22 protein-coding genes and 2 rRNA genes are annotated in these 23,514 nt (G+C 31.4%); 18 read left to right on the top strand and 6 right to left on the bottom strand.

Going from position 1 to position 23,514, the window contains the following annotated elements; genetic code table 11:
* The first annotated feature begins 424 nt into the window (after nucleotides 1-424).
* The 3 genes from CDLVIII_RS16050 (at nucleotide 425) to CDLVIII_RS16060 (ending at nucleotide 4,525) form a co-directional block, all read left to right on the top strand.
* A 23S ribosomal RNA gene (locus CDLVIII_RS16050) occupies nucleotides 425-3,334 on the top strand.
* Nucleotides 3,335-3,533: 199 nt separating this feature from the next.
* Nucleotides 3,534-3,650: ribosomal RNA gene (gene rrf / locus CDLVIII_RS16055) — 5S ribosomal RNA — on the top strand.
* 239 nt (nucleotides 3,651-3,889) lie between these two features.
* Nucleotides 3,890-4,525, top strand: coding sequence for an ankyrin repeat domain-containing protein (locus CDLVIII_RS16060; RefSeq protein WP_009170499.1), 636 nt, complete (start codon nucleotides 3,890-3,892; stop codon nucleotides 4,523-4,525).
* A gap of 82 nt (nucleotides 4,526-4,607) precedes the next feature.
* Here CDLVIII_RS16060 and CDLVIII_RS16065 read toward each other — a convergent pair whose 3' ends face one another.
* Nucleotides 4,608-4,880, bottom strand: a complete 273-nt coding sequence (locus CDLVIII_RS16065; protein ID WP_009170500.1) for a hypothetical protein — start codon at nucleotides 4,878-4,880, stop codon at nucleotides 4,608-4,610.
* 324 nt (nucleotides 4,881-5,204) lie between these two features.
* Between CDLVIII_RS16065 and CDLVIII_RS16070 the strand changes: the two genes are divergently transcribed.
* Nucleotides 5,205-5,915, top strand: coding sequence for an MBL fold metallo-hydrolase (locus CDLVIII_RS16070; RefSeq protein WP_009170501.1), 711 nt, complete (start codon nucleotides 5,205-5,207; stop codon nucleotides 5,913-5,915).
* A gap of 44 nt (nucleotides 5,916-5,959) precedes the next feature.
* Entirely contained in the window at nucleotides 5,960-6,373 is a 414-nt protein-coding gene (locus CDLVIII_RS16075) for a YbgC/FadM family acyl-CoA thioesterase (RefSeq protein ID WP_009170502.1), read from the top strand.
* A 71-nt stretch (nucleotides 6,374-6,444) separates the two neighbouring features.
* Here the strand turns inward: CDLVIII_RS16075 and CDLVIII_RS16080 are convergent, their stop codons facing one another.
* Nucleotides 6,445-6,951 (bottom strand): flavin reductase family protein, encoded by a 507-nt coding sequence (locus CDLVIII_RS16080; RefSeq protein ID WP_009170503.1) that lies wholly within the window; start codon nucleotides 6,949-6,951, stop codon nucleotides 6,445-6,447.
* 224 nt (nucleotides 6,952-7,175) lie between these two features.
* On the opposite strand from CDLVIII_RS16080, the gene CDLVIII_RS16085 reads away from it, so the two are divergent.
* Nucleotides 7,176-8,414: an ISL3 family transposase gene (locus CDLVIII_RS16085; protein WP_009167586.1), complete on the top strand. Its 1,239-nt coding sequence runs from the start codon at nucleotides 7,176-7,178 to the stop codon at nucleotides 8,412-8,414.
* Between the two features lie 66 nt (nucleotides 8,415-8,480).
* Here CDLVIII_RS16085 and CDLVIII_RS16090 read toward each other — a convergent pair whose 3' ends face one another.
* Complete coding sequence (locus tag CDLVIII_RS16090) at nucleotides 8,481-9,362, bottom strand: LysR family transcriptional regulator (protein WP_009170504.1); 882 nt, start codon at nucleotides 9,360-9,362, stop codon at nucleotides 8,481-8,483.
* Nucleotides 9,363-9,484: 122 nt separating this feature from the next.
* Between CDLVIII_RS16090 and CDLVIII_RS16095 the strand changes: the two genes are divergently transcribed.
* The 4 genes from CDLVIII_RS16095 to CDLVIII_RS16110 all read left to right on the top strand — a co-directional run bounded on the left by CDLVIII_RS16095 (nucleotide 9,485) and on the right by CDLVIII_RS16110 (nucleotide 12,893).
* Nucleotides 9,485-10,408, top strand: coding sequence for a 2-dehydropantoate 2-reductase (locus tag CDLVIII_RS16095; RefSeq protein WP_009170505.1), 924 nt, complete (start codon nucleotides 9,485-9,487; stop codon nucleotides 10,406-10,408).
* A 416-nt stretch (nucleotides 10,409-10,824) separates the two neighbouring features.
* Nucleotides 10,825-11,457: a stage II sporulation protein M gene (gene spoIIM / locus CDLVIII_RS16100; RefSeq protein ID WP_009170506.1), complete on the top strand. Its 633-nt coding sequence runs from the start codon at nucleotides 10,825-10,827 to the stop codon at nucleotides 11,455-11,457.
* A gap of 89 nt (nucleotides 11,458-11,546) precedes the next feature.
* A complete protein-coding gene (locus CDLVIII_RS16105) occupies nucleotides 11,547-12,425 on the top strand; it encodes a tyrosine-type recombinase/integrase (RefSeq protein ID WP_009170507.1) in 879 nt (292 codons plus the stop codon).
* A 261-nt stretch (nucleotides 12,426-12,686) separates the two neighbouring features.
* Nucleotides 12,687-12,893, top strand: coding sequence for a TOBE domain-containing protein (locus CDLVIII_RS16110; protein ID WP_009170508.1), 207 nt, complete (start codon nucleotides 12,687-12,689; stop codon nucleotides 12,891-12,893).
* 106 nt (nucleotides 12,894-12,999) lie between these two features.
* Here the strand turns inward: CDLVIII_RS16110 and CDLVIII_RS16115 are convergent, their stop codons facing one another.
* From CDLVIII_RS16115 to modA, 3 genes are all read right to left on the bottom strand, one after another.
* On the bottom strand, nucleotides 13,000-14,046 hold the full coding sequence (locus tag CDLVIII_RS16115) for an ATP-binding cassette domain-containing protein (protein WP_009170509.1): 1,047 nt from the start codon (nucleotides 14,044-14,046) through the stop codon (nucleotides 13,000-13,002).
* Between the two features lie 2 nt (nucleotides 14,047-14,048).
* Nucleotides 14,049-14,729, bottom strand: coding sequence for a molybdate ABC transporter permease subunit (modB, locus tag CDLVIII_RS16120; protein ID WP_186005599.1), 681 nt, complete (start codon nucleotides 14,727-14,729; stop codon nucleotides 14,049-14,051).
* A gap of 105 nt (nucleotides 14,730-14,834) precedes the next feature.
* Nucleotides 14,835-15,641 (bottom strand): molybdate ABC transporter substrate-binding protein, encoded by an 807-nt coding sequence (modA, locus tag CDLVIII_RS16125; protein WP_009170511.1) that lies wholly within the window; start codon nucleotides 15,639-15,641, stop codon nucleotides 14,835-14,837.
* A 563-nt stretch (nucleotides 15,642-16,204) separates the two neighbouring features.
* Here modA and CDLVIII_RS16130 point away from each other — a divergent pair.
* From CDLVIII_RS16130 to CDLVIII_RS16165, 8 genes are all read left to right on the top strand, one after another.
* On the top strand, nucleotides 16,205-17,728 hold the full coding sequence (locus CDLVIII_RS16130; RefSeq protein ID WP_009170512.1) for a GTP-binding protein: 1,524 nt from the start codon (nucleotides 16,205-16,207) through the stop codon (nucleotides 17,726-17,728).
* 85 nt (nucleotides 17,729-17,813) lie between these two features.
* Nucleotides 17,814-18,767, top strand: a complete 954-nt coding sequence (locus CDLVIII_RS16135) for an ABC transporter substrate-binding protein (RefSeq protein ID WP_009170513.1) — start codon at nucleotides 17,814-17,816, stop codon at nucleotides 18,765-18,767.
* Nucleotides 18,768-18,866: 99 nt separating this feature from the next.
* Nucleotides 18,867-19,841 carry a helix-turn-helix transcriptional regulator gene (locus CDLVIII_RS16140; RefSeq protein ID WP_009170514.1) on the top strand — a complete coding sequence of 325 codons (975 nt, stop codon included), beginning with the start codon at nucleotides 18,867-18,869 and terminating at the stop codon, nucleotides 19,839-19,841.
* 94 nt (nucleotides 19,842-19,935) lie between these two features.
* Nucleotides 19,936-20,538 (top strand): Fe-only nitrogenase accessory AnfO family protein, encoded by a 603-nt coding sequence (locus CDLVIII_RS16145; protein WP_009170515.1) that lies wholly within the window; start codon nucleotides 19,936-19,938, stop codon nucleotides 20,536-20,538.
* Between the two features lie 26 nt (nucleotides 20,539-20,564).
* Nucleotides 20,565-21,494: a hypothetical protein gene (locus CDLVIII_RS16150; RefSeq protein ID WP_009170516.1), complete on the top strand. Its 930-nt coding sequence runs from the start codon at nucleotides 20,565-20,567 to the stop codon at nucleotides 21,492-21,494.
* 377 nt (nucleotides 21,495-21,871) lie between these two features.
* Nucleotides 21,872-22,693: a nitrogenase iron protein gene (gene nifH, locus CDLVIII_RS16155; protein WP_009170517.1), complete on the top strand. Its 822-nt coding sequence runs from the start codon at nucleotides 21,872-21,874 to the stop codon at nucleotides 22,691-22,693.
* 79 nt (nucleotides 22,694-22,772) lie between these two features.
* Complete coding sequence (locus tag CDLVIII_RS16160) at nucleotides 22,773-23,099, top strand: P-II family nitrogen regulator (protein ID WP_009170518.1); 327 nt, start codon at nucleotides 22,773-22,775, stop codon at nucleotides 23,097-23,099.
* 19 nt (nucleotides 23,100-23,118) lie between these two features.
* Entirely contained in the window at nucleotides 23,119-23,502 is a 384-nt protein-coding gene (locus CDLVIII_RS16165) for a P-II family nitrogen regulator (protein WP_009170519.1), read from the top strand.
* Nucleotides 23,503-23,514: the final 12 nt, after the last annotated feature.

A 23,514-nucleotide genomic window follows, 5' to 3' on the forward strand; every position in this document is an offset into this window, starting at 1 on the left:
TTTCTGTTCAATTTTGAAAGACTAAGTCTTTCAAAATTGCGTAGCTTAGTAGCGACAAGTGCGAGGAAGCAAAAGTTTTATGAAATGAAGCGTACTTCACGTACGTGAATGAGTAAAATTTGCAGCTGACGAAACAATTGGCGGTAATAAGCAAGCAAATGTTCTTTGAAAATTGCACATAGATTAATGTATATAAAATACAACAAAGCCAAGAATAAATATTCTTTGTGAAATGATTAAAAACAAATTGTAAGCATTCATATAGTGTATATCGCTATATACTATAAATGCGAACCAATTTGCGCAGCTTATTGGAGCTTAGCACGAGGAAGCAAAAAAATTATGAAATGAGCAGTACTTAAGCGTACGCGAATGAATAATTTTTGCAGCTGACGAAGTGATAAGATTCAATAAGCAAGCAAAAGGTCAAGCTACAAAGGGCGCATGGTGAATGCCTTGGCATCAGGAGCCGATGAAGGACGCGATAAGCTGCGATAAGCTTCGGGTAGACGCACATAGTCAGAGATCCGAAGATTTCCGAATGAGGAAACTCACATGGGAAACCCCATGTATCATAAAGTGAATACATAGCTTTATGAAGGTAAACCCAGGGAACTGAAACATCTAAGTACCTGGAGGAAGAGAAAGAAAAATCGATTTTCTTAGTAGCGGCGAGCGAAAAGGAAAGAGCCCAAACCAGAGATTTATCTCTGGGGTTGCGGACAGAACATAACGTGAAATTATAGTTAATTGAACACAACTGGAAAGTTGGACCGTAGGAGGTAATAGTCCTGTAAATAAAAACTATAATGAGCAGTTCTGCACCAGAGTACCACGAGACACGTGAAACCTTGTGGGAAGCAGGGAGGACCACCTCCCAAGGCTAAATACTACCTGATGACCGATAGTGAAGCAGTACCGTGAGGGAAAGGTGAAAAGAACCCCGGGAGGGGAGTGAAATAGAACCTGAAACCATGTGCCTACAACCGATCAAAGCACCTTATGTGTGTGATGATGTGCTTTTTGTAGAACGAGCCAACGAGTTACGGTATGTAGCGAGGTTAAGTACTTAAGGTACGGAGCCGAAGGGAAACCGAGTCTTAATAGGGCGACTAGTTGCATGCTGTAGACCCGAAACCGGGTGACCTATCCATGGCCAGGTTGAAGCGAGGGTAAAACCTCGTGGAGGACCGAACCACGTTGCTGTTGAAAAAGCATGGGATGAGCTGTGGATAGCGGAGAAATTCCAATCGAACTCGGATATAGCTGGTTCTCCTCGAAATAGCTTTAGGGCTAGCGTCGGAAAATGTGAGTAATGGAGGTAGAGCACTGAATAGGCTAGGGGGCATAGCGCTTACCGAACCTTATCAAACTCCGAATGCCATATACTATCAGTCCGGCAGTCAGACTGTGAAAGATAAGTTCCATGGTCAAAAGGGAAACAGCCCAGATCGTCAGCTAAGGTCCCAAAGTGTAAGTTAAGTGGAAAAGGATGTGGGATTTCTAAGACAACTAGGATGTTGGCTTAGAAGCAGCCACTCATTAAAAGAGTGCGTAATAGCTCACTAGTCAAGAGATCCTGCGCCGAAAATGTCCGGGGCTCAAACTTACCACCGAAGCTACGGGTTCACGCTTTTGCGTGAGCGGTAGAGGAGCGTCGTAATCGGGCTGAAGTCGTACCGAAAGGAGCGGTGGACTGATTACGAGTGAGAATGTTGGCATTAGTAGCGAGATGTAAGTGAGAATCTTACAGGCCGAATATCTAAGGTTTCCTGAGTAAAGTTTGTCTTCTCAGGGTTAGTCGGGACCTAAGGCGAGGCCGAGAGGCGTAGCCGATGGACAATTGGTTGATATTCCAATACCACTATCATCGTTAATATCGAGGGTGTGACGGAGAAGGATAGGATGTGCTAGCTATTGGATGCTAGTCTAAGCGTTTAGGGAGTTGGGATTGGCAAATCCGTTCCAACAATTCTGAGGCGTGATGGGGAAGGTTCCACGGAACCGAAGTATCTGATTCCATGCTTCCAAGAAAAGCATCTAGAGAGAGAAGTAGTGCCCGTACCGCAAACCGACACAGGTAGATGAGGAGAGAATCCTAAGGCCGACGGAAGAATTGCAGTTAAGGAACTAGGCAAATTGACCCCGTAACTTCGGAATAAGGGGTGCCTACGGAAACGTAGGTCGCAGAGAATAGGCACAAGCAACTGTTTAACAAAAACACAGGTCTCTGCTAAAGCGAAAGCTGATGTATAGGGGCTGACGCCTGCCCGGTGCTGGAAGGTTAAGGGGAATACTTAGCGCAAGCGAAGGTATGAACTTAAGCCCCAGTAAACGGCGGCCGTAACTATAACGGTCCTAAGGTAGCGAAATTCCTTGTCAGGTAAGTTCTGACCCGCACGAATGGCGTAATGACTTGTGCACTGTCTCAACTGCAAATCCGGCGAAGTTGTAGTGCGAGTGAAGATGCTCGCTACCCGCGATTGGACGGAAAGACCCCGTAGAGCTTTACTGTAGCTTAGCATTGAATTTCGGTATTGTCTGTACAGGATAGGTGGGAGACTGGGATACCAGGGCGTCAGCTTTGGAGGAGTCGTTGTTGGGATACCACCCTGATAGTATTGAAGTTCTAACTGGATGCCATGAAACTGGTGACAGGACATTGTTAGGTGGGCAGTTTGACTGGGGCGGTCGCCTCCTAAAATGTAACGGAGGCGCCCAAAGGTTCCCTCAGAACGGTCGGAAATCGTTCGAAGAGTGCAAAGGCAGAAGGGAGCCTGACTGCGACACTTACAAGTGGAGCAGGGACGAAAGTCGGGCTTAGTGATCCGGTGGTACCTCGTGGGAGGGCCATCGCTCAACGGATAAAAGCTACCTCGGGGATAACAGGCTGATCTCCCCCAAGAGTTCACATCGACGGGGAGGTTTGGCACCTCGATGTCGGCTCGTCGCATCCTGGGGCTGAAGTAGGTCCCAAGGGTTGGGCTGTTCGCCCATTAAAGCGGCACGCGAGCTGGGTTCAGAACGTCGTGAGACAGTTCGGTCCCTATCCGTCGCGGGCGTAGGAAATTTGAGAGGAGCTGTCCTTAGTACGAGAGGACCGGGATGGACTGACCTATGGTGTACCAGTTGTTTCGCCAGAAGCATAGCTGGGTAGCTAAGTCGGGAAGGGATAAACGCTGAAAGCATCTAAGTGTGAAGCCCACCTCAAGATGAGATTTCCCATAGCATAAGCTAGTAAGACCCCTTGAAGACTACAAGGTTGATAGGTCAGAGGTGTAAGTATGGTAACATATTTAGCTGACTGATACTAATAGGTCGAGGGCTTGACCAATATAATCAAGTTGTAATATACATTAAGTAACTATGTGCAATTTTGAAAGAACAAAATGTTTTTTCAAGCAAGTATGTGAATACTGAAAACCAAATGAATAGTATGAATTAAAGTTTCTTTTTAAAGGAAACACTAACTCACATTCGTTCGTTGGTGTACAGTTCATTTAACCAAATCAGAGATTTGGAATGAACTAGCATCTCGTGATGATGGCATAGAGGTAACACTCCTTCCCATTTCGAACAGGAAAGTTAAGGTCTATAGCGCCGATGGTACTGCATGGGAGACTGTGTGGCAGAGTAGGACGTTGCGGGGTAATATAAAAGGTGGTTAATTAAACTACCTTTTTATTTTACGAAAAATTATAATGAGTAATAGTAATTAAAGATGATTTATGTATAAGCACTTACTTTGTTCTGAACTATCCGTAGAATATATGGTAAACTGTATATAAAGAAAGTATAAGACTAAAAAAATGATTTTATAAATTGAGAAGATAAATTGAGAAGCTAAATTAATATGCATATATTAATAAGTGATTTGGAGGTAGTTATCATGAAGATTAATGAAATTTTATTTGGTTCAAGGCCAAAATCTATTTTGAAAATAATAGAAAAAGGGAATTTAGATGAACTCAATAACTTCATAACAAATGGAGGAAATGTTAATGAAAAATATGACGACAAGAGCCTGCTTCATTTTGCTATAGATAATTGTGGAAAGAATTACTTTGAAATAATAGAGCTTTTAATTAAAAATGGTGCGGATATAAACAGCAATCAAAGTTATTATAAAGAGATACCATTACATAGAGTCTGCGCAAGAATAAGACCTAATATGAGTGTAATTAAATTAATATTAGAGAATGGATCTGAAGTAAACGCTGAAAATATAACAGGAAAAACTCCTATTTTTTATTGTAATTTTAGTTTTTCGGTAGAGCTTTTGAATCTTCTTCTTAATTATCATGCAGATATCAAGCATACCGATAAGTGTAACAATACTATTTTACATGATGATTATGTAATGTGTGGTGATTTTGATGATTTCGAAGAATATTTAAAAGTTATTCTCTCTTTAGGCCTAGATATAAATTCAAAGAATAATTCTGGACAAACACCATTAAATTTATGTAAAAATAAGAAGATTGAAAGTATATTAATTGAATATGGAGCAAAAAGAAGTGTTTAGTTATACCGTTAGATACCTATGTAAAAAGTGTCTAACGGTATTTTATTGATGATTTTATTAAGATATATAAGTAATTAATTTATTATTTTAACTTTCCATGATAATCATACACATTTGTTTTTTTATTTTTATTGGAATCAGAATATCCTGCAAATGTTGACAGTTCCGAAGTAGAATTTAAATTATTCTTATTATTTGAATTCTTAGTATATTTTGATGGAGAAAGATGACTATTAACTTGGCGAACTTTTTTAGAATTAAAACTCGGATCAAATTCTGATGAATGAATGTCAATTATCTTTTCAGTATCGTAAATTTTTGGAGATGGACCATCTGGCGTATTTTGTTTGCTCATAGAAATCACTCCTAACAATAATTTTAAGATTTTTTCATATATAATATGTAGAAAAATTATATAGATAACTTTAAATAAAACATAACTATAGTATTATTATTATAAAAAAGAAGAATATCAATACATGAAATATTAAGGAGCTTATTCCTTGGATATTTTACGATTATAAGTAAATAAATATAATTCTGTAGTATAATAATAATACACTACTAAAAATGAAGAGGTTAAGATGATTATTCAAATAAAAAATTAACAACAGAATATAAATATCTAAAAATATAGTTTGAGTGTGAAATGATCATCTTATATTAAGGAGGCGAAAAAATGAAAATTTATGAAGGTTTGCATGTACTTGAATTAGGTATACAAGAAAGAAGAATGAATCCTACACTTATCTTTGACGATGAAAATGTAATTTTGATAGATGCTGGGTTGCCTGGACAATTAGAAAACATTTATGAAGAAGTTAGAAAAGCAGGTGTGGATTTTGAAATGATAAATAAAATATTTATAACGCATCATGATTTAGATCATATTGGCAGTTTAGCTAGTGTAACTCAGAATTCAAAGAATAAGATAGAAGTATTAGCAAGTGCTGGTGAAAAACCTTATATTGAAGGGGAAAAGACACCAATAAAATTTACAGCAGAACGTCTTAATTCTATGCCGGAAGATAAACGCAATGAAATGCTAGAACAGATTCGTAATCTTAAAACTAAAGTTGATAAGATTATTGAGGATAATGAAGAATTTAATTATTGTGGGGGAATAAAGGTAATTCATACACCAGGACATACGCCCGGTCATACTTGTTTCTATTTAAAAAAATATAAAACATTAGTAACAGGAGATGCGTTAAATGTAGTAAATGGTGAGTTAGTTGGACCAAACCCTGAATATACATTCGATATAGATGAAGCAAAGAAATCATTAAAGAAGCTTACTCAATATGATATTGAAACAGTTATATGTTATCATGGAGGTGTATTTACTAAAAATCCAAACAAGAAAATTGCAGAACTTGTAAAAGGTTAAAGAATTTATATATTTAATTATTCTGGAAAAAGGAGTGCTCTAAATTGTATGTAAGCGAAACAAAAATTGTAGTAAGATATGCTGAAACAGATAAAATGGGTATAGTTCATCACTCTAATTATTTGATTTGGTTTGAAGCAGGCAGAACAGATTTTATTAAGGGGAGTAATATTAGCTATAGTGAAATGGAAGAAAAGGGGATATTAATTCCTTTAGCTGAAAGTAGCTGTAAGTATATTGTTGGTGCAAAATATGAAGATGAGTTAATTATTAAAACTTGGATTAAAGAATTGACACCAGTTAAAGTAGAATTTAGCTATTCAGTAATTAGAGAAAAGGATAAAAAGGAAATTGCTAAAGGAAGTACATTACATGTTTTTGTAAACAATGATTTTAAAATAATTAACATTAAAAAAAGTCATTCCGAGATATTTGAAAAACTACGATCTTTAGCATAACTTATGAATATACTAAAGTAATAAAAAAGCCTGCTTAAAGACATTTTTAGGCAAGCTTTTTTATTAGAAAGTTATTCCTTAACCAACACTTTTAATATTTCAGCAATATAAATTGTGTGATAATCTTTATCAGGATACATTGTTTCATTAAATTTTGGTTCATCAAAATTTGCAAGTTCTATATCGGTGTGATACATTTTTTTACATATCATAGTCATTTTTGCTTCTTTAAAATAAGGACTAATTTCATCGAATACAGGAGTTAGATTTGCTTTTTCTACTTTGTTTACATCTCTTCCTGAAAGACTTCCACAAATACCGAGGGCCTTCTTATAATCTTCACTAAAGAAAGATAAAGTAAAAGTATCATTTGAATCTATAAATTCTTTTGTATATCTACTTTGTCTAACATAAATTGTAGCTGAATTTTTTCCCCAGAATACACCAAGGCTTCCCCAGCTTGCAGTCATAGTATTAAATTTGTTTTCATTTCCAGCAGTGATTAGCAGCCATTCATTGCCAATTAGTGTAAAAGGATTCATGTTTAAGTCCTTAATTTCAATTTCTTTAAAAGCCATTTGTTTGCCTCCTTGATAAGTAAGTTATATTTATTTTAAATCTATTATAATTAAAGTGCCAATATAGGTTTAATCATAATAACTAAAATTATAACATACAAATAATATTTGGCTCAACACTAAAAACTGTGCTTGACATAAAATAATTATAAAATTAAATGAAAAATGCATTCAAATTCCTGTATTCTATAAGTGACTAATCCAATAGAATTGAAGGAGTTTAAATGCAATTACAGGATATCACTAATATATTAAATTTACAAGGAATAAATGTTATCAATTTTATCTATGGTTTTGAAGATAGAATTTGTATTGAAATCCAACCTACAGAATATACTCAACCTTGTCCGTGCTGTAAGAGTTTTAAAATAATAAGACGAGGCTCATCTGGAATTAGAAGAGTAAGGCATCTTCCTATATTTCAAAACGAGGTAATATTAAAGGTTCCTAAAATAAGAATGTCCTGTAAGGATTGTAATGCCTCTTTTTCATGGCAATATTCATTCCTGACTGGAAAGAGTCGTTATACTAATGAATTTCAAGAGTTTATTGCAACTAAAGTACCAGGAGCAACGGTTATTCACTGTGCTAGAACATTGAAAATACCATATTCTACAGTTGAAAGAATATATAAAAATTATATTGACTATGTTGTTCCACAATTGCAAGCAAAAGTTATATTAGAAAGTTCTAACACTAACAAGCTTATACTTGGAATGGATGATTTTGCTATAAGGAAAGGACATAGTTATAATACTGGAATTCATGACCTTCGTAACGGAACATTACTTGAAATAATTCCAGGAAGAAAACTTGAAGAGCTTAGAAGTCATAAGACTGTAAATCCAGAACTTTTTGAGCTCCGACCTTTTGCTATAGTAATGGATTTGGCTCCATATTATCACACATTTGCAAAAGAAGTATACCCAGATGCTATACGTATTGCGGATAGGTTTCATGTTAATAGCTATGCTATGGAAGCTCTTAGAGGCGTAAGAAAACGCATAAGTTGTGATTTAACTCCTGCGGCACGGACAGTATTGAAAAGAAATAAATCAGTACTTGAAAAACGGAATGAATATCTTACATCAAAAGAGGTTGAGATGCTCCAGCAGTTGTTGTCATTATCACCTGACCTAAAAGCAGTATATGAGTGGAAAGAGGAACTTATTGAGTGGTATGACTGTTGTTCAAGTGTTATACAGGCAACAAATGTATTTGATAAATGGTGTAAAAAAGGACATTCACTAAATATACCTGAGGTAGAACGTGCTTTGGTTACTTTTGAAAACTGGAGACAAGAAATAATTAACTATCATCATTGTAGATATACCAATGCCGCTGTTGAAGGTAGAAACGGTAAAATTAAAGCAATTCAACGCAGACACTATTTTACAAGGAATAAAGACTACTACAAAGGAAGAATTTTATTAGAATGTAATAACCATTTCTTGACAGCTTAAGCTGTCAAGAACATATTTTGATGTTGAGCCTAATATTTTATTTAAAAAACTTTCCTTTATATAAATTTATTTCTTTAAGAAATCGATAAGCGTTTTTGCTGCAATAGATAAATTAGATGAATTTTTATAAATTACACCAATGTATCTAGGTGGAATCTGATGTTTAAGTGGAATTTCTATAAGTGTTTTATTTTCTAGTTCACTATCTAAAAACTCTTTTATTACAGAGGTAATTCCAAGTCCGATTTTTGCAGATTCGATTAAAAAATCCATATTACTGGCTTCAATGTCTGGAGTGATGGATAAATTTTGCGAAGCAAAGTAGTTATCTATATGCTCGCGGGTGGCATTAGGATTTTCTAGCAACATAAATGAACCCCTATTAAAAATATCTTTTGTATTTTTAAAATTTGATTTTTCCAGATAACTATTACTTGCAACTAAGATATCATGCATTTCTTTAAGTTTAACAAATTTAACATCAACTTTATTTGAAGTTGTTCCAATAATGCCTAAATCTAACTTTTCTTCTTGTATTAGTTTAATGGTGTCAAGAGTAGGCCGATTTATGATTTTTATTTTAAAATCTGAATATTCTTTTGTAAACTTTTCGAATTCGGGTAAAAAATAGCTTTTACCTATAGTAGTGCTTACACCTAAATTAATATTTCCTATTTCTTTATTTTTAAGTTTTTCTAAAATATGTTCTCCTAAGCTAAGCTCGCTTAAAGCATTATTAATATGTTTGAATAATATTTCTCCTTCTGGTGTTAAAGCTACTCCTTTTGAACTTCTGGAAAATAACTTTAGATTTAGATGGTTTTCTAAAGTTTTTATTGATTTGCTTACTGCAGGCTGAGAGACAAAAAGTACTTCGGCAGCATGGGATATATTTTTATACTTTGCCACTGTAAAAAAAGTTTTATATAAATTTAAATCAATAATCATAATATAACTCCTAATTATAGTATTCATAACTAATATATATTTTCATTATACATCAAGATAATGTAGAATATAAATAAGTTAAGAGAAATAAGTCAAAATTGATAAGAAAGGGAGAGCACATTATGAAAATTGGAATAATAGGAATTGGTGCTATTGGAGGATATATTAGTGCAATGCTTTGTAAGAGTAAAGAAAATGTTTATATTATAGCAAAGGGTGAGACTTTAAACAGCATTAGAAATAATGGTATAACTTTAAAAAATGAACTAAATGAAAGTTTTAATGTATATCCAAGCCTTGCAACTGATAATGCAAGTGAAATTGGAATTATGGATATTATTTTTGTTTGTGTTAAAGGATATTCTTTAAAAGCGGCAGCAAGGACTATTTTACCAATGTTAGATGAGCATACGCTGATTATTCCAATTATTAATGGAGTAGACGGAGGAAGTAAATTATACTCGTATTTAGGAAAGGGAAAAATAGTAGATGCTGTAATGTATATTAGCTCAAAGATTGAAGCGGATTGCATAATAAAACAAACAAGTAAGAATGCTAAAATTGTAGTATCTTCAAATAGAAATCGACCTATTCATAAAAGACACTTAGAAAAAATTTATAATATTTTATCCAAAGCAAATATAATATGTGAAGTAAGAAGAGATGCTGAAGTTGCGGCTTGGAATAAATATGTTTTTAACTGTGCATTTAATGTAACAGATTCATATTATGATGTTAAAGTAAAAGGAATACTTGAAGATAAAATGAAATTTGAAACCTTTTGCAATGTGGCTAAAGAATGTGAAGAAGTTGGAAGAATTAAAGGTATTAAATTGCCACATAATATCTATGAAACTACAATTAATACTTTAAAAAGTCTATCTAAGAAAAGCATAAGTTCTATGCATAGAGATGTTGCACGTGGCAAAAAATTTGAACTTGAGTTATTCTGTGGAGATTTATGCCGTATGGGGAGAGATGTTGGAGTGCCAACGCCATACGCTCAAAAGGCATATGAGAAACTTAAAGTTTTGCAGCCAATGTAAAATTCAATATAGAATTGAGGAGTTATATTATATAATAGAGCTGCTGAAAAAGGTGGCATGGCAAAATTGATGATTTACAATAACGATAATGGATGGAAGTACAATATTTGAATCAAAAAATAATATATAAAGTTGATAATAATCTTATGTGCATCATTAAAATTATTTTTAATGAACATAAGGTTATTTTATTTTAAATAAATATTTAATTATCTACAAAAAAAATTCTATAGGTTGTCAATAAAAAAAATTGATAAAGTTAAAAAATAACCTGATTTCATAAGAAAACATTCAATTTAAAGTTAAAATTTAGATAAAATTATTTTTGTTATTTTACATATTTATCATTAAGTGTGGGAATAAATTTGAAACATTAAACATAGTATAAAGTAGAGTAACTAAAGGAGGAATAAGAGATGAATTATTTAATTAGTAAACTAAATTCTACGTTTAGAGATAAGAAGACTTATTTTTTCATTGTATTAATCATGTTTTGTTTAGGGATATCTTTTGGACTTTATACTGTTAGATGCATGGGAGCATCAGATAAAAAGGATCTAGCCAATTATTTTTTTAGTTTTACGAATTCAATAGGAAGTCAACCAGTTAATTATGGAAATTTATTTTATGAGGTTATTAAGAAAAATATATTAATCATTGTACCTATATTTATATTAGGTTTAACTTTTTTTGGAGCTCCTATAATATTAATTTTAGATTTATTAAAAGGTTTTACGCTCGGGTATACTTTTTCTTTTATCATAACCACCTTTGATGGAAAAGGAATTGGACTAGCTTTAGCATCTGTTATTCCTCAAAATTTAATATATATTCCATGCTTTATAGCGTTAAGTGTCATCAGTTTGTCTATCTCTACAGAAAAATTTAAGGGAAAGTTCTTTAAACGCATGAATAATAAGGATCCTTTTCTAGATGGTGTATTAAATAAGTTAATTGTGGTTGGGGTACTATTTATATTTGGGATGTTAATTGAAACTTATATATCACCATCTCTAATAAGATTTGTGGCTAGAAAATTCTATTTATAAAGAAGAATATAAACATATGAAAAATTAAAAAAAGGAAAATTGACAATTTTGTCGAATACTAATCTTAATCAATGGTATAGGAGATAATAATGATAAATAGTATAAATAATTATAAAGATTATTTGTTAGAAAGTGGTAAGAGTGAAAACACTATATATGCATATGTGACTGATGTTAGTTTATACCTTAAATTTTTAAATAGAAAAAAAATTGATTTATATAAGAGTGATAAATTAACAATTATGTCTTATATACAAAACCTCATTAACCAAGGAAAATCAGAAAGATCTATAAATAGAATAGTAATTAGCCTCAGAAATTTTTATTCATATTTAAAAAGTGAAGCATTAATAAATGAAATCCCTAAAATAGAATATAAGAGTTCTAAAAATAATAGAAAATTGCCACAGATATTAACCATTGAAGAAGTAGATAAAATAATCAGGGTAGTAGAAAAAGATTGTTCTAAAGGCATACGAGATAATGCACTATTAGAATTAATGTATGCTACTGGAATGAAAGTGTCTGAACTTATTGGATTAAATGTAGATGATGTTAATCTTGATTTGAATTTTGTTAGATGTACAGATAACAAACATCTTGAAAGACTTATCCCTATAGGAAGAAGTGCATGCAAGGCATTAGTAGAGTATTTGAGTATACGATATAAAATAGCACAGTGCGGAGTAAATAATCTTTTTGTGAATTTAAATGGGAATAAACTTACAAGACAAGGAATCTGGAGAATTGTTAAGGAATATTCTAGAAAAGCAGGTATTGATAAAGATGTGAATCTAAATACTTTTAGGCACTCATTTGCAGTTCATTTACTTCAAAACGGAGCCAATGTTAGAGCGGTGCAGAAATTACTTGGTAACCAAGTTCTAACATACATGGACACATATTATGAAATTATAAACAACGATAAAATTAACTATATATACATGCATACCCATCCAAGAGCTTGATATTTAGTTGCTGACGTAAATAACATATTGAAAAAGTTGAGAAATTGCCACCAACATTTTAAGTCGGTGGCAATTTTATAATTAAATATATTTTTTAGATCAATAAGAAAAAATTGATAGTCATTTATAAATAATTATGAAAATAATATTACATAAATATGAAAAAAAATAAATAATTTCATAAAATTCTAATAAATATATTTGAATGTTCTAATACATAATATATAATAAAGATAATTTAAATCATAGGAAGAGATAATAATGAAATTAAGTGCAAGAAATCAGTTCAAAGGAAAAGTTTTGGAGATAAATGAAGGAGCAGTCAATGCAACAGTGAAGATAGAAATTACAAAGGATGTAGTTATTTCAGCTACTATTTCTATGGAAGCAGTAAAAGATTTGGAATTAAAGGTTGGATCAGATGCTACCGCAGTTATTAAAGCTACATCAGTTATGATTATGGCTTAGTATTATATTTGTTAATACTTAGAAAACAACGAAGAATCCTTAATATAGTGATTCTTCGTTACTTTTTTGTAATACTATTTTATAAATATTGCTTTTTAAGAAAGATTCAAAAGCAAAATATATTGTCCTTTGAAAAGGTTAAAGAAATGGTATCATTTAAAGAGAACGTCATATTTTTTTTCTCGAGCTTATATTCAATTAAAGTTGAAATAGGATTATCTCTATTTTTCATGTATAAAGTATATTCAAAGGGATTCTCTATAATATTATCCACCTGATATGAAAATGTGTTACTATTAGTGTTACTGTTGCAAATTTCTATATCATGGGCTCGTATGCATATATATTGAACATTTTCAGGAACTTCATTATTCACTATAAATTCATGGCCCCAATTCTCAGCGTAAATAGTATATTTTCCAGCTTTTCTTGCTTTGGAAATATTTTTGCATCCTGTCAAAGTTGCTTCACAAAGATTTTTGGGATGTTTGAATAATTCTTTTTTCTCTCTTTTTTTTAGAGATTTACCGTTCTCATAAACAATAATATCATCACAGACTCTATATGCTTCTGCTATATCATGAGTTACAAAAATAACATTGCCATTATAATTTTTTAACATGGACATTAATTCTTTTTCTAAATTGTTTCTTAAGTGCTGATCCAATGCGGAAAAAGGCTCATCTAACAGTAGTATGTCAGGAGAAATTATCAGTGCTCTAGCCAAGGCAACTCTCTGCTGTTGACCTCCGGATAATTGCCATGGATAACGCTTTTCCAATCCAGAAAGACCTAGTCTTTTAATATAATCTTTACTTAGAGCTTTTTTTTCTGTATCTTTTAGGTTAGAAACACCAATCTCAATATTATCAATGATATTCATATTCGGAAATAAAGCATAATTTTGAAATAAGTATCCAACCCTTCTATCTTGAGGAGTTAGATTAATTTTAGCATCAGAATTATAAAATATTTTGTTATTAACTACTATTTTGCCTTGAGAAGGAGCTACTAACCCAGCTATTGATTTTAAGGTCATACTTTTTCCTGAACCAGATGCACCTAAAAATCCTAAAATTCCATTTTCATGCTCAAAATGAACATCTAAATTAAAAGAGGAAAGATGCTTTTCTATATCAATATATAATGACATTGTTATGACCTCCTTCCCATAAGTTTTAGTTGAATCTCTGCCCAATAATTCATTAGTAATATTAAGACTAAGGATAAAACAACAATTATAATTACCCAAAGAAGCGCTTTTTCCATATCTCCACCTTCAGCAGCAAAGAATATAGCGAGAGGCATAGTCTGAGTTTTGCCAGGAATATTTCCAGCTAACATTAAGGTTGCACCAAATTCACCTATAGCTCTAGCGAAGGATAGAACTAATCCTCCTATAATACCGGGCATAGCAAGTGGAATAGAAATTTTATAAAATATTTTAAACTCACTAAGGCCAAGAGTCCGAGCAGCAGAAAGAATGTTTATATCTATTTGTTCAAAGGCTGCACGAGTAGTTCTATACATCATTGGAAAAGATACTACGATAGCAGCTATTACTGTAGCACTCCAGCTGAAAATTATAGAAGTATTAAAAAGTTCTAATATTTTACCAATAGGGCCATTTTTACCGCAAATCAGTAATAGAAAAAAACCTACGACAGTTGGTGGGAGAATTAATGGCAAGGTAAACAGTCCATCAATTATTCCTTTAGATTTTCCATTAAAATTTGCCATCCAATAAGAGATTATAATACCTAAAAAAAATGTTACTACGGTTGAAAGAACAGCTGTTTCAACAGAAATCCTTAGGGGGGCAAAATCCATATTAATTCCTCCTTACATAAATATACAATAAAGGCACATTAAAAATATAACCATCTTCGGTTTATAAATTTTATATGTGCCTAAATGTACAAAATAAATTAAATTATCATTTTAAGCTAAGCCATAACCATATTTCTCGAAAATCTTTTTACAGGTATCAGTATATAAGAAATCTTCAAAGGCTTTTGCAGCATCTTGATTCTTACTAGCTTTAATTATTCCAACCGGATATGTTATAGGTGAATGCTTGTCTTCCGGAACTGTGTCAATAATCTTTGCATCGTTGCTGCTTAAAGCATCGCTTTTGTATACAAACCCAATATCAGCATTACCAGAAGTTGCCCAAGCAAGGACCTCTTTTACATCTTTAGCAAAAACGAGTTTTGGAGTTATAGCATCTTTGATACCGAGATTTTGAAAAACTTCATCTGCATATTGTCCGGCAGGAACACTTTTTGGTTCTCCAACAGCAATTTTTTTAACTTTATCAGTAGTTAAATCTGAAAGTCCTGTTAAAGTGGTATCCTTTGGACCAACCATAACTAAATCATTTTTAACTAAGTCTTTTTTAGTATTCTCAAGTAATAAGGATTTGTCATCTAAAGCTTTCATTTGGCTTTGACCTGCTGAAATAAAAATGTCACAAGGAGCACCTTGCTCTATCTGTTGTTGCAAAGAACCAGAAGCACCAAAGTTAACAGTTAAAGTAACATTAGGTTTAACTTTTTGATATTCAGCTTGGATATCAGCCATTGCTTCTTGTAAACTGGCAGCAGCTGAAATATTTAGTTCAACTGCAGGTTCGCTAGAGGAAGTGTCTTTAGATGATGTAGTTGAAGCTTTTTGTGCACTGCATGAAATAATTGATACGGATAAAATCAAGGTCATTAATGTAGACAAAATAATTCTTTTTTTCATAAATAAAACCTCACATTCATATATTAAATTCGATGTTGTGTTTTATAATGTTTTGCTAAGTTTTATTGTGATTTATTAATTATACTAGCATTAATTATATTAAAAATCAATATAATTAAAATATTTTAATTGTATTATCTAGTTAATAATCATATGTAAAAAATATATTTAATATATCAATTAAAATAAGAAAAGTGTTTTTAAATGTATATTTATAAAATACTATTGACAAACTAATTTATGGTGTTATTATAATAAATAAAGTTATGTTTAATCATGTTTAGCTATGTTTTAATATGGTATTATATTTAAGCTCTCAAAGAGGAGAATACATATGTATTAGATTCTTTGGGAGCTTTTTTTGTGAAATTTAAAAGTAAAGGAGTGAGATGAACAGATTATAATACAAGAAAAAAGTATTTATGGTATGAGGATGGTATTGATAAGTGAGGGGAGTTCATATAAATATGATATAGGTTGGGAGTTAAAAATAAAAAAACAAATTTATGAAAAGTTAAATAAAGGAAATATATTTAATTATCACAAATAATGGGGGGATAAGTGTGAAATTTGTTACATTTTCAGGACCCCCATCATCTGGAAAAACTTCTGTTATATTGAAAGCTATTGAATGTTTAAAAAGTGATGGGAAAAAAATTGGTGTAATCAAATTTGATTGTCTGACAACTTATGATGATTTACTTTATAAGAAAGCAGGAATTGATATTATGGTAGGGTTGGCTGGAAACCTTTGTCCTGATCATTTCTATATAAGTAATATCGATGATGGTGTTAAGCATGGTATAGAAAAAGGTTTTGATTTATTAATAAGTGAAAGTGCAGGATTGTGCAATAGGTGTTCACCTCATATAAAAGATATTTTAGCAGTATGTGTGATAGATAATTTATCTGGAGTAAATACTCCAAAAAAAATTGGACCAATGTTAAAATTTGCAGATATTATAGTGATAACTAAAGGTGATATAGTATCTCAGGCTGAAAGAGAAGTATTTGCTTTTATGATTAGAGAAATAAATACAAAAGCAAAAATAGTATATGTTAATGGTCTTACTGGACAAGGCGCCTATGAATTAAGCTTATATCTAAAAGAAGCTAAGTCAATAGAAAGCCTTGAGGGAGAGAAATTGAGGTTTACAATGCCATCAGCATTGTGTTCATATTGTCTAGGAGAAACAATAATAGGAGAAGATTATCAAACTGGTAATACAAAAAAAATTAATTTTCAAGAATCTAAAGGTAAAACTCAAATTAAGGAGAATTACTTGAGAGATGAAGATGAAATAAAAAAAGCAGGTAATGCAATTATTAAATCTATTACTATAATAGGTGGATATGATAAAAATAGAAAAAAGGAAGAAATAGAATTAACAATAAGCTGTGGGGAAGTAATCTGCATAGTCGGGCCAACTGGTTCAGGAAAGAGTAGGTTACTTGAAGACATCGAGTGTATTGCAAAGGGGGATACACCAACAGGAAGGATTATAAGGATAAATGGCGAAAATATAAATGACGGGAAGCTGATTGCGGAGCTATCTCAAAATATGAATTTTGTAATGGATGTGTCAGTGGAAGAATTTATACAATTGCATGCTAAGAGTAGGGAAATTAACGGAATTACAGTAATTACTGATAAAATAATAAAATATGCAAATGAGCTTGCAGGAGAACAGTTCGATTATGATGCGCCTATAACATCATTAAGTGGTGGACAGTCTAGAGCATTAATGATTGCGGATACAGCGTTTTTAAGTATTTCTCCAATTGTTCTTATTGATGAGATTGAAAATGCAGGAGTAGATAGAAGCAGAGCGCTGGAGTTATTAGTTAAAGAGGGAAAAATAGTTTTTGTATCTACTCACGATCCCATATTGGCATTGCTTGGAGATAAAAGAATAATAATAAAAAATGGAGCTATAAGTAAAATAATAACGACTCAAAAGAAAGAGAAAGATAATTTAAAGATTATGAAACAAATTGATAATAAGATGTTAGAGCTTAGAAATGCTTTAAGAAATGGAAAAATAATAGACTGGAATATGAAAGAATATTTTGAGGAAGATGAATAAAGAGTGAAAAGGTTTCGGAAAGCAATGTTAGAGTAATGCTTTAAAGTTTTAACTGCTAATTGTATAAATGACTGGAGGCATAAGTATGGGGAAGATAAAAAATATTATTGATAAATCAGAATATGATGTACTTGGACTATTACCATGTCCTATTAAAGTACCAATAGAAGCTGAATTTAATCAAATGGTAAATAATTTGGAAAACGAGTGTGATTTTAAATATCTTGTGGAAGGTAATGCTAATTATGATGTTATGTGGATGGATGAGTCGTCGCATATACCATCTAAAGAAGAATTACCTAAAATTATTATAAGTGCTGGAGTAAATAGCTTTTATAGAGAAGATTTTAGAACAAAAGCTATACACGACCATTACTTTGAAAAAATTAGGTTAATTGAAGAAAATAAAGATGAATTTAGTGATTTAGAAGGCAATTATTATATTATGGCATTAAACTATTTAGTTATGGTAGTGGATCTAACTAAATTAAATAACAGAGATATTCCTAAATCATGGGAAGAACTTTTAAATAGTGAGTTCAAAAAAGAAGTTGCTATAAGAGGAAAGCAAGGAAAGTATTGTGAAACAACTCTTTTAGCTATATATAAAGATTATGGTATGGATGGAATAAAAAAGTTAATGGAGCTTGTTGGTTTTGGTGGACATCCAGCAGAAATGGTAAAAAACATAGGGAAAGGACTTGAGAATTCACCAACAATAAGTGTCATTCCATATTTCTATGCAAAATTATTAAAACATAATAAAAATGCTGAAATTATATGGCCCAAAGAAGGTGCAATAGTTAGTCCGATAACTTTGCTGGTTCAAAGCGATATTACAAAAAGCTTAGAAAAAGTTGTGGAATTTTTTCTTAGTGAAGAGGTAAGAAATATATGTAAAAATGCATCATTACCACATCCAACAGATTATATAGAATATCTAAAGGAAAATAATTACAAATTAAATTGGTTAGGATGGGATTTTATAAAGAATAATAAAGTAAATAAATTATTATTAGAATTAAATTCATATTTTTAATTTTGATTGGTCTAGATTAAATTAGGTAAATTATGAATTACTAGAAATTCTTACTCCTAAATGCTAAAATAAGATATTATAGAGAAGGAGGGAAGTTCTATGGATAAGGAAGAATCCCTAACAGCATTAGAAGTTGCTGAAATGTTAAAAATAACCAAAAATACTGTTTATGAATTAGTAAAAAGAGGAGAATTACCTGGCTATAAAGTAGGCAAGAAATTAAGAATAGATAGAGAAGATGTTGAGACCTATATTAATAGTCAAAAAATAAATAAGATAAATAAAAGTCAAATGACAGGATTAAAAAATGAATATTATAATGACAATGAGCAATTTAAAGATGAAGAATTAAATAAATCAGAAAATAATAAGGATATTATAATATCAGGGCAAGATATAATTTTAGATATTTTAGCAGAAAATATAAGAGAAAAAGTTAATGATATAAGAATTTTAAGATCAAATATAGGAAGCTATGCAAGTCTTTATGATTTATACAATGATAAAATAGCTATTTCATCAGCACATTTATGGGATGGAGATACTAATGAATATAATACTGCTTTTGTTAGGAAAATGCTCCCGGGAATACCCTGTTTGCTTATTAATTTAGCTTATAGAACCGTGGGGTTTTATGTAGCTAAAGGGAATCCCTATAAGATTACTACGTGGAAGGATCTACTGAAGAGGAATGTTTCTATTGTGAATAGGGAAAAAGGATCAGGAATAAGAATTTTGTTAGATGAAAAATTGAGAGTTAATAATATAAAGAGTGAGGAAATTAATGGATATAATACAGTTAGACAATCCCATTTCGCTGTAGCTAGAAGTATTGCTAGAGGCGAGGGTGATGTTGGAATTGGAAATGAAAAAGCAGCAAGCCAGGTTACTAATATTGATTTTATACCAATTCAGGAAGAAAGATATGATCTGGTTATTAGAGAAGCTGATTTAAAATATCCAATATATAAATTAGTAATAAATACAATTCAAAGTAAAGAATTTAAAAGAGAAATAGAAAGTTTAGGCGGCTATAATTTAAAGGACATTGGTAAAATACTTGCTAAAACATAAATTATAATATAAAATGAATACACATAGGTGCAAGGGCGCAGTAATTTTACTGCGTCTTTTTGTGTTATTTAAAAATATGAAAAGGAGTGATGTTATGAATGAAATAGGTGTATTTCTTAATGAAGAAAACAATATAAGTTCCTTTGAAGATGCTAAGTATGTAAAAATATTTGAGCAAGAAGGAAAGTGGAAGATTAAGAAGGAGATATCAATTAATAGGACAAGCAATATAAAAGGATTAAATGAAATAAGGGAAGAGTATAAGAACTTAGTAAAGCAGATGGGAGAGTGTAAAATTATAGTAGTAACTAAAGCTTTCGGAATTCCATATAGTGTTTTTTATACGGAGGATTTTAGTGTTTGGGAGCTAGAAGGAAATCCTATTGAACATTTAGATGAAATTATAAAAAAAGAAAATGATCAGGAAGAGGAAGATTCAAAGGAAGCAGAAGTAGGAAAAAAACTTACAGATGGATATTATTTGATAGATCTACAGGAATTAGAATTAATAAATCCAGAGCTATCATCTAAAAAAGCAATAATACCATATCTTCAAAAAGAGGAAGTTGAAAGAATTGAGGTGCGCTGCTGTCATGTGCCGCCGTGGTTAGTTAATAAGAAAGATAATGGAGAAATAAAACTAGAAGTTAGTGAAATCGGAAGAAATGATTACAAAGTAATAATTGAAAAAAATTAATTTTATAAGAATGGAGGAGAAGTATCATGGAACAAATAAAAACTAAATATGGTGTTTTAAATGATGCAATTGTTGCAAGCTATTATTATACTGGAGAGCCGGAAGCGTATAAAGTTGAGGAAGAAAGTAAATTGGATATTTCAGGTTATAGATTAATACCCTTATATGGTTTTTCTGATGAGAGAAGAAAAGAATTTCCACCTGTAAAAGTATTTAGGAGTGGAAATATAAAAAGCATATCGCTAAATGAATCAAATAAAATTAATACAGTGTTAGGTGAATTTGACGTAGAAAAAATAACATTTTATGAAGAAGGGCAGATTAATAGATTATTCTTATTAGATGGAAAATTGTCTGGGTATTGGTCAGAAGATGATGAATATAATTTAGCAAAGCCATATAAATTTGATTTTAAATTTTCATCCTTTGAAGCTAAGATAATATCACTGCATTTTTATAGAACTAAGGAGTTAAAAAGTATCACTTTATGGCCCAAAGAAAGAATTAAATTAAATATTGATAATTATAGTTTTATAGGAAGAATAGGATTTTCATTGTATAAAAATGGAGAAATTCAATCTTGTGAACCTTTTAGACCTATTAATATAAATACGCCTATAGGAGAAATTGAGGCTTATGATATAAATGCGTTAGGAATTCATGGTGATAGTAATTCCTTGAATTTTTATGAAGATGGATCTATTAAGTCTCTTATTACATCTACAAGTACTATAACGATTTTAACTAAAGAAGGTGATAAGATTTTTCATTCTCCTAAGAAAATTAGATTATATTCTAATAGTGAAGTTATGGATACAATAACATTAAAACTTGAATTTAAAAATAATAAAGTAATAATAGATGACGAGTATGAGTATAAAATTGCTGAGAATAAATTTGAAATAAAGCGGTTTGGAGAAAAAAAATTCACACTTAGTGGTGATATAAATAAGTAAGACTCATTTAAGCTTTAAAAATACGAATATTTTTGATATATTATCAATAATATATCGTTATCATTAAAAAAGTAATAGAAATTTCAAAAAAAGCTTGCAAAACTAATTATTTATGATATTATAGTTTTAATAACTAAATGAGAAACAATTTACCTATCATTAAGGCAATGAAGTCTAAGAATTAACTCAATGAGGAAGTTAAATCTTAGATTTTTTTTATTATAATGAAGGACGACGGAGTCTATTCTATTGTAACTGTAACAAGTTAAGGAATAGATTCTTTTTTTACAATAATTTAGTTATATTACATCAAAGAAGTTATAATGTCCCAAATGGGCTTATATAAAACTTATTTTAATTTAGAGGAGGAAACTTATATGAGACAAGTAGCTATTTATGGAAAGGGTGGTATAGGAAAGTCTACAACCACACAAAACTTAACTTCAGCTTTAGCTGAAATGGGAAAGAAGATAATGATAGTAGGGTGTGATCCTAAGGCGGATTCTACAAGACTAGTTCTCGGAGGTTTAGCACAAAAAACAGTTCTAGATACTTTAAGAGAAGAAGGAGACGAAATCGAATTAGATGCAATCTTGAAAACAGGATATGGAAATATTAGATGCGTTGAATCAGGCGGTCCAGAACCAGGAGTTGGATGTGCAGGTAGAGGAATAATTACTTCAATAGGAATGCTTGAACAATTAGGAGCATATACACCAGATTTAGATTATGTATTTTATGATGTATTAGGAGACGTTGTATGTGGTGGATTTGCAATGCCAATCAGAGAAGGTAAAGCTCAAGAAATATACATCGTTGCATCTGGAGAAATGATGGCATTATATGCAGCTAACAATATTTCAAAAGGTATTCAAAAATATGCTAAAACTGGTGGAGTAAGATTAGGCGGTATCATTTGTAACAGCAGAAAAGTTGATAAAGAATTAGACTTATTAGAAGCTTTTGCAAAAGAACTTGGAAGCCAACTTATTCACTTTGTACCAAGAGATAATATGGTTCAAAGAGCTGAAATACACAAACAAACAGTTATAGAATTTGATCCAAAAGCAGATCAAGCAGATGAATATAGAACATTAGCTAAGAATATAAATGAGAACAAAATGTTTGTTATTCCAAAACCAATGAAACAAGAGAGATTAGAAGAAATCTTAATGGAATATGGCTTAATGGATATCTAGGATAAAAAATTTGAAATGTATATGTTCAAAATAAATAACATCTAAAAGCAAAATATATAATAAAAGGAGATAGAGAGATATGTATATGATTCGTGCAATAATAAGACCAGAAAAGGTTAGCACTGTACTTTCAGAATTATTGGATGCGGGGTTTCCAGAGGTAACTAAAATGAACGTATATGGAAGAGGTAAACAAAAAGGAATTAAAGTAGGTGAAATTCATTATGATGAATTACCTAAAGAAATGCTTTTAATTGTAGTTAAAGATGAAGATAAAGATGATGTTATAAAAGTTATAATGAGAAATTCTAGAACAGGAGAAAAAGGTGCTTTTGGTGATGGTAAAATCTTTGTTTCACCAGTTGAAGAAGCATACACTGTAAGTAGCGGGAAAGCATTATTATAAAATTAGGAGGAGTAGCTTTATGAAAGAAGTTATGTGTATTATTCGTTTGAATAAAGTTAATAAAACTAAAGAAGCACTTGCTGAAGCTGGTTTCCCATCAATTACTTGCAGAAAAGTACTTGGAAGAGGTAAAAAATCCATAGATAAGGCTTTAGTTGAAGCTTATATGGAAGCTGGGGAAATACCACCAACACCATATGGAGAAAACTTATCAGAAAGAGGAAGATTAATTCCTAAGAGATTTATTACATTAGTAGTAAAAGATGAAGAAGTAAAAACAGTAATAGATACAGTAATTGATATTAATTCGACTGGGACTCCAGGAGATGGAAAGATATTTGTAATACCAGTTGAAGAAGTATACAGAGTAAGAGACGGACAAGCGGGCGATGAAGCCATCTAATATATGGAGGTG

The sequence above is a fragment of the Clostridium sp. DL-VIII genome (assembly GCF_000230835.1).
Classification (GTDB): Bacteria; Bacillota; Clostridia; order Clostridiales; family Clostridiaceae; genus Clostridium.

What these genes read in the sequence shown, in the direction of transcription:
- CDLVIII_RS16135 (WP_009170513.1), top strand. Translation starts at nt 17,814, where the DNA reads ATGGGGAAGATAAAAAATATTATTGATAAATCAGAATATGATGTACTT.
- CDLVIII_RS16060 (WP_009170499.1), top strand. Translation starts at nt 3,890, where the DNA reads ATGAAGATTAATGAAATTTTATTTGGTTCAAGGCCAAAATCTATTTTG.
- CDLVIII_RS16105 (WP_009170507.1), top strand. Translation starts at nt 11,547, where the DNA reads ATGATAAATAGTATAAATAATTATAAAGATTATTTGTTAGAAAGTGGT.
- CDLVIII_RS16140 (WP_009170514.1), top strand. Translation starts at nt 18,867, where the DNA reads ATGGATAAGGAAGAATCCCTAACAGCATTAGAAGTTGCTGAAATGTTA.
- CDLVIII_RS16110 (WP_009170508.1), top strand. Translation starts at nt 12,687, where the DNA reads ATGAAATTAAGTGCAAGAAATCAGTTCAAAGGAAAAGTTTTGGAGATA.
- CDLVIII_RS16160 (WP_009170518.1), top strand. Translation starts at nt 22,773, where the DNA reads ATGTATATGATTCGTGCAATAATAAGACCAGAAAAGGTTAGCACTGTA.
- CDLVIII_RS16165 (WP_009170519.1), top strand. Translation starts at nt 23,119, where the DNA reads ATGAAAGAAGTTATGTGTATTATTCGTTTGAATAAAGTTAATAAAACT.
- modA (WP_009170511.1), bottom strand. Translation starts at nt 15,641, where the DNA reads ATGAAAAAAAGAATTATTTTGTCTACATTAATGACCTTGATTTTATCC.
- spoIIM (WP_009170506.1), top strand. Translation starts at nt 10,825, where the DNA reads ATGAATTATTTAATTAGTAAACTAAATTCTACGTTTAGAGATAAGAAG.
- CDLVIII_RS16070 (WP_009170501.1), top strand. Translation starts at nt 5,205, where the DNA reads ATGAAAATTTATGAAGGTTTGCATGTACTTGAATTAGGTATACAAGAA.
- CDLVIII_RS16090 (WP_009170504.1), bottom strand. Translation starts at nt 9,362, where the DNA reads ATGATTATTGATTTAAATTTATATAAAACTTTTTTTACAGTGGCAAAG.
- CDLVIII_RS16150 (WP_009170516.1), top strand. Translation starts at nt 20,565, where the DNA reads ATGGAACAAATAAAAACTAAATATGGTGTTTTAAATGATGCAATTGTT.
- CDLVIII_RS16095 (WP_009170505.1), top strand. Translation starts at nt 9,485, where the DNA reads ATGAAAATTGGAATAATAGGAATTGGTGCTATTGGAGGATATATTAGT.
- CDLVIII_RS16145 (WP_009170515.1), top strand. Translation starts at nt 19,936, where the DNA reads ATGAATGAAATAGGTGTATTTCTTAATGAAGAAAACAATATAAGTTCC.
- CDLVIII_RS16080 (WP_009170503.1), bottom strand. Translation starts at nt 6,951, where the DNA reads ATGGCTTTTAAAGAAATTGAAATTAAGGACTTAAACATGAATCCTTTT.
- CDLVIII_RS16085 (WP_009167586.1), top strand. Translation starts at nt 7,176, where the DNA reads ATGCAATTACAGGATATCACTAATATATTAAATTTACAAGGAATAAAT.
- nifH (WP_009170517.1), top strand. Translation starts at nt 21,872, where the DNA reads ATGAGACAAGTAGCTATTTATGGAAAGGGTGGTATAGGAAAGTCTACA.
- CDLVIII_RS16115 (WP_009170509.1), bottom strand. Translation starts at nt 14,046, where the DNA reads ATGTCATTATATATTGATATAGAAAAGCATCTTTCCTCTTTTAATTTA.
- CDLVIII_RS16065 (WP_009170500.1), bottom strand. Translation starts at nt 4,880, where the DNA reads ATGAGCAAACAAAATACGCCAGATGGTCCATCTCCAAAAATTTACGAT.